A 254-nucleotide genomic window follows, 5' to 3' on the forward strand; every position below is an offset into this window, starting at 1 on the left:
CTCCTGGCTCAATCAGGTCGAGGTCTGGTTCTCGATCCTGCAGGGGCAGTCACTTAGCGGCACCTCCTTCACAAGCCTCAAGCAGCTTCAGGAACACATCGATGCCTACGTCAACGCGTACAACGATTGGTCTGAGCCCCTCGCTTCATCCAGCAATGGGAAGATTCCTGGTTGAATATGAGCCCATGGGGCTCGGTGAAGCAACGGGGTGGGGCGCGGAGCCCTCGGCATAGCGCAGCGTCCCGCCCCGTTGC

Annotated in this window: 1 pseudogene; it reads left to right on the forward strand. The window is 60.2% G+C overall.

Annotation, left to right across the window (positions count from 1 at the left end):
* Positions 1-139: pseudogene (locus tag AC066S_RS40095) on the forward strand (IS3 family transposase); the annotation flags it as partial.
* Positions 140-254 lie beyond the last annotated feature (115 nt).

It is taken from the genome of Bradyrhizobium sp. CFUWI, from assembly GCF_056429085.1.